Annotated in this window: 5 protein-coding genes; 1 reads left to right on the forward strand and 4 read right to left on the reverse strand. The window is 62.0% G+C overall.

Features of this window, described 5'->3' with window-relative positions:
• From ACIQ36_RS18290 to thrS, 3 genes are all read right to left on the reverse strand, one after another.
• A partial coding sequence (locus ACIQ36_RS18290) for a CorA family divalent cation transporter (protein WP_395831993.1) occupies positions 1–522 on the reverse strand: 522 nt, incomplete at its 3' end.
• 13 nt (positions 523–535) lie between these two features.
• Positions 536–1,051: a translation initiation factor IF-3 gene (gene infC / locus ACIQ36_RS18295; RefSeq protein ID WP_395831995.1), complete on the reverse strand. Its 516-nt coding sequence runs from the start codon at positions 1,049–1,051 to the stop codon at positions 536–538.
• Positions 1,052–1,125: 74 nt separating this feature from the next.
• On the reverse strand, positions 1,126–3,054 hold the full coding sequence (gene thrS, locus ACIQ36_RS18300; RefSeq protein ID WP_395831997.1) for a threonine--tRNA ligase: 1,929 nt from the start codon (positions 3,052–3,054) through the stop codon (positions 1,126–1,128).
• A 187-nt stretch (positions 3,055–3,241) separates the two neighbouring features.
• Between thrS and ada the strand changes: the two genes are divergently transcribed.
• A complete protein-coding gene (gene ada, locus ACIQ36_RS18305) occupies positions 3,242–4,333 on the forward strand; it encodes a bifunctional DNA-binding transcriptional regulator/O6-methylguanine-DNA methyltransferase Ada (protein WP_395831999.1) in 1,092 nt (363 codons plus the stop codon).
• A 199-nt stretch (positions 4,334–4,532) separates the two neighbouring features.
• Here ada and ACIQ36_RS18310 read toward each other — a convergent pair.
• A partial coding sequence (locus ACIQ36_RS18310) for a PDZ domain-containing protein (protein WP_395832001.1) occupies positions 4,533–4,813 on the reverse strand: 281 nt, incomplete at its 5' end.

The raw sequence follows: 4,813 nt of genomic DNA on the forward strand, positions 1-4,813 counted from the left end.
TTGCTCATCTGATTTCTTGTGGTCGGTGTCTTTGAAGAACAGCCGCAGAGAGACTTCGTTGAGATCAGCCGCCACCCGCTCCAGTACATCGGCCGCGCGCTCCAAAATCGCCTCCAGCAACCCAACCAGCAGGGCTTCCGGGATGGTATCCTCGGGCGGCAGGGTGCAGACGCGGGCAACGAAGGTGCGGAAGGGGAGCGGATCGACCCGGCGAACGCTGACCAGCGTTGTGGCCGTCATGACGAAGGTGATTTGGGTGCGCAAGGGCCGGCCTTCAGCCACGCCGGTAATGATGACGGCGGTCATCACCAAGGCCCCATTTTCCCGATAGAGCCGCGCCGATTCTTCGACCGGGCGGCGGTCTTCGGCGGTCGGAATTTCGATACCCAGCAGTGCCTCGGCGGCTTTTTCTTCGTCGACGGTGGGACTGTGTAAATCAATCCATCGGACCGCCCCCGCCTCGGCGGGCAGGGCGGGGAGCGGGGTCAGCCGGGTATCGACGATTCCGTAGGCGGTAAGCATCGAGAAATGGCGCCTAACGGGGCGCCATTACCATAATCATCTGTCGGCCTTCCATCTTGGGCATCTGTTCCACTTTCGCAATCTCATCGAGATCGTCGCGAACGCGGACCAGCACTTGCATGCCCAATTCTTGGTGGGCCAGCTCGCGGCCCCGGAAGCGCAGGGTGACTTTAACCTTGTCCCCTTCATTGATGAACTTAATCATGGCCCGCATTTTAACGGCATAATCATTGTCATCGATCATCGGGCGAAGTTTGATTTCCTTCACTTCGATGATTTTTTGCTTCTTCCGAGCTTCGGCCTTACGCTTCTGCTCTTCGAAATTGAACTTACCGTAGTCGAGAATCTTACAGACAGGCGGAATGGCTTGGGCTGCGACTTCAACCAAGTCCATCCCTTCATCTTCGGCCCGTTCCAGCGCTTCACGCAGCGAAACAATACCGACCATTTCGCCGTCCGCCCCGACCAGGCGGACCTGCATCGAAGTAATCTCGTGATTGATGCGGGGCCCGTCGCGGGTCGGCACCATGTCTTGTGGGATCCTAGCTATGGCTCACTCCTATTGAACGCCAACGATAAACAAAGACGAAGAGAGTCCCGGGGCTATGCCGCCGGGACCTTCGCTTCTTCCCCTAATCTAGTCAGGGCTACCGCAAGATCAAGCACTTCCTGCGCATCCCCGTCCATCCGGCGGATGGCGACGGTGCGATTCTCGGCTTCGCGGCGGCCCACAACCAGCATTACCGGCACTTTTGCCAGCGAATGCTCGCGAACCTTGTAGTTGATTTTTTCATTGCGCGTGTCGATTTCCGCCCGCAAACCGGCGGCTTTGCAGGCGGCGAGCACCTCTTGCGCGTAAACTTCGGCATCGCTGGTGATATTGGCGACCACCACTTGCAGCGGGGCGAGCCACAGCGGCAGCTTGCCCGCATAATGTTCGATGAGAATGCCGATGAAGCGCTCCAGGCTGCCCAAAATCGCCCGATGCAGCATGACGGGGCGGTGGCGGGCGCTATCTTCGCCGATATAGGAGGCATCAAGGCGCTCCGGCAGCACGAAATCAAGCTGCAAGGTGCCGCATTGCCACGTCCGGCCGATGGCATCGGTCAGGTGGAATTCCACCTTCGGGCCGTAGAAAGCGCCTTCGTTCGGCAGTTCTTCGAAGGGCAGCCCGGCGGCATTCAGCGCGTCGCGCAGGCCTTGTTCGGCCCGGTCCCAGGTTTCATCGGTCCCGGCGCGGACATCGGGGCGCAGGGCCAGCTTCACGCTGACCTGATCGAGCCCGAAGCCGAGATCGCGGTACACGCCCAGTTGCAGCTTACAATAGTCGAGCGATTCCGAGGTGATCTGGTCTTCCCGGCAGAAGATATGCGCATCATCCTGGGTAAAGGCGCGCACGCGCATAATGCCGTGCAAGGAGCCCGAGGATTCATTGCGATGGCACGCGCCGAATTCGGCCATGCGGATCGGAAGGTCCCGATAAGACTTCAGCCCTTGCCGGAACACCTGCACATGCGCGGGGCAGTTCATCGGTTTAATGCCGAACAGGCGCTCGCCCGCATCGACTTCGACCTTGAACATATTATCGCCGTACATGTCCCAGTGGCCGGAGGCTTTGAACAGCGAGCTATCGACCAACTGCGGGGTTTTCACCTCCACATAGCCGTTGAGGTCCAGCCGCCCGCGAATGAAGTTTTCCAGCGTGCGGAACAGGGTCCAGCCCTTCGGGTGCCAGAACACCATGCCCGCCGCTTCTTCTTGCTGATGAAACAGGTTCATCTCGCGGCCAAGCTTGCGGTGATCGCGCTTTTCGGCTTCGGCAAGCTGGAACAGATATTGGTCCAGCTCTTCTTGGGTCCGCCACGCCGTGCCATAGATGCGCTGAAGCTGCGCCTTGCTGGCATCGCCGCGCCAGTAAGCGCCGGAGACTTTGGTCAGCTTGAAGGCTTGGCCAATTTTGCCCGTGGCGGGCAAATGGGGGCCATAGCACAGGTCCAGCCAATCATCGCCCTGGCGGTAGATGGAAATATCCTCCGCCGCATCGATTTCGCCGATCCATTCCGCCTTAAAGCTTTCGCCCTTTTCGGTGAAATAGGCGACCGCCTGATCGCGGCCCCAGACTTCGCGGGTAAAGGGCAGGTTGCGCTTCACGATCTCGCGCATGCGCGCTTCGATGCCCGCAAGGTCTTCGGTCGAAAACGGCTCGGCGCGGTGGAAATCGTAGTAGAAGCCCGTTTCGGTTGCCGGGCCGAACGTCACTTGCGTGCCAGGGAAAAGCTCCTGCACCGCCTGCGCCATGATGTGGCTGCAATCGTGACGGATGAGTTCGAGCGCTTCCGGCGACTTCAGCGTGATGATTTCAAGCTTGGTGTCGGTCGTGAGAGTCGTAGTTAGGTCTTTCACTTCGCCGTTGATTTTGATGGCGAGGGCAGCCTTTGCCAGCCCCGCCCCGATGTCGGCAGCCACCGCCGCGCCCGTGACCGGACCGGGGAACTCCCGCACACTGTTATCGGGAAGGGTAATCCTAATCATGTCACTCACTTCGAATTTTGACGCGCAGGGGGAATCCTGCTACCGCCGACCTTCTGAGAGCCGCGCTTTTCTGTCAAGCCTTGGCCGCGCGGGGCCGGGTCAATAAGAGCGCAAGGACCGGGACGCCCCCCGTGCCAGGCCCGCATAGTCTCAGCGCATTCCGCTTCGCTTCATCAGAGACGCTGCTATGCTCGACATCACCCCGATCCAACCGGATTTTGCCCCCGTGACCGACACGCCTTCCCCCGATGACGCGCGCTACGCGCAAATCCTGGCGCGTGATGCCAGCCAGGACGGGCTTTTCTGGTATGGCGTGATGACGACCGGCGTCTATTGCCGCCCCGGCTGCGCCTCGCGCGGGCCGAAGCGGCAGAATGTGCGCTTCTACGCCAGCACCGCCGAGGCGCAGACCGACGGTTTACGCGCCTGCAAGCGCTGCCGCCCCGATGCGATTGCGAGTAGAGCCCATCACATCGCCGCGATCACCCGCGCCTGCCGCCTGCTCGAAACTTCCGAGACCTTGCCGAATTTGGAAGAACTGGCGGCGGAAGCGCATCTCAGCCCGTTCCACTTCCACCGGCTGTTCAAGGAAATCACCGGCGTCACGCCCAAGCACTACGCCCAAAGCCAACGCCGAACCCGCGTGCAGGCCGCGCTGCAAAGCGAAGGCAGCGTGACCGAAGCCGTCTATGCCGCCGGGTTCGGCTCCTCTGGGCGTTTTTACGAGGCCGCCGAGGGGATGCTGGGGATGAGCCCGACGCGCTACCGCCAGGGCGGTACAGATTTACGCATTCACTATGCCGTCGCTCCCTGCTGGCTCGGGCAGGTGCTGGTCGCCGCGACCGTGACGGGGCTGTGCTGCCTCACCCTGGGCGATGGGGCCGAGGATCTGATCGCCGATCTGCACATCCGTTTCCCGAAGGCGGTGCTGGTTCCGGCAGAAGACGATTTCAGCACCACGGTCGCCGCCGTCGTCGCCTTCATCGAAACCCCCGCCCTGGGCCTCGCCCTGCCGCTCGATATTCAAGGCACCGCCTTTCAACAGCGCGTCTGGCAGGCCTTGCGCGCGGTCCCGGCGGGTAAAACCGCAAGCTATGCCGAAATCGCCGCCACCATCGGCCAGCCCACCGCCGCCCGCGCCGTCGCCGGAGCCTGCGCCGCCAATCCGCTGGCCATTGCCGTCCCGTGTCATCGGGTGGTGCGCGAAGGCGGCGCTATTTCCGGCTATCGCTGGGGCGTCGAGCGCAAGAAGAAGCTGTTGGCGCGGGAGCGGGGATGAGGCCGGTGTAGGTTAGGGGTTTCACCCCTAACAACCCCAACCAAGGGGCGTGCCCCTTGGTAATCCCATTTATTTTACTGACTCACTCCGATGATCAACGAGCTTTCTCCGAACCGAAACCGGGTTCTCCAAGGGGCCGCAGCCCCTTGGGCGGGAGCACGAGGGCAGCGCCCTCGTACTTTCTATCCTCGCCCCACCCTCACTCCGCCGCTGCGATATCGGCGATAATCAGCCGCTCGTTGCGCACGCGCCCGTCGCGTTGAACGGTGATATCGACGGGTTTGCCGATGCCGATTTGGTCGAGCAGGGCGGCGAGATTGGCGATTCCGGCGACGGGCTGGCCTGCGACATGGGTAATGACGTCGCCCAAGCGTCCGCCGCTGCGGTCAATCCCCTTCAGCCCCAGGCGCGCGGCGGGACTGCCGGGGATGACCGAGGCGACGATGAGGCCGGAAACGCCGAAGCGGGCGGCGAGCTCGT

This window comes from Elstera sp., from assembly GCF_044372965.1.
GTDB lineage: Bacteria > Pseudomonadota > Alphaproteobacteria > Elsterales > Elsteraceae > Elstera.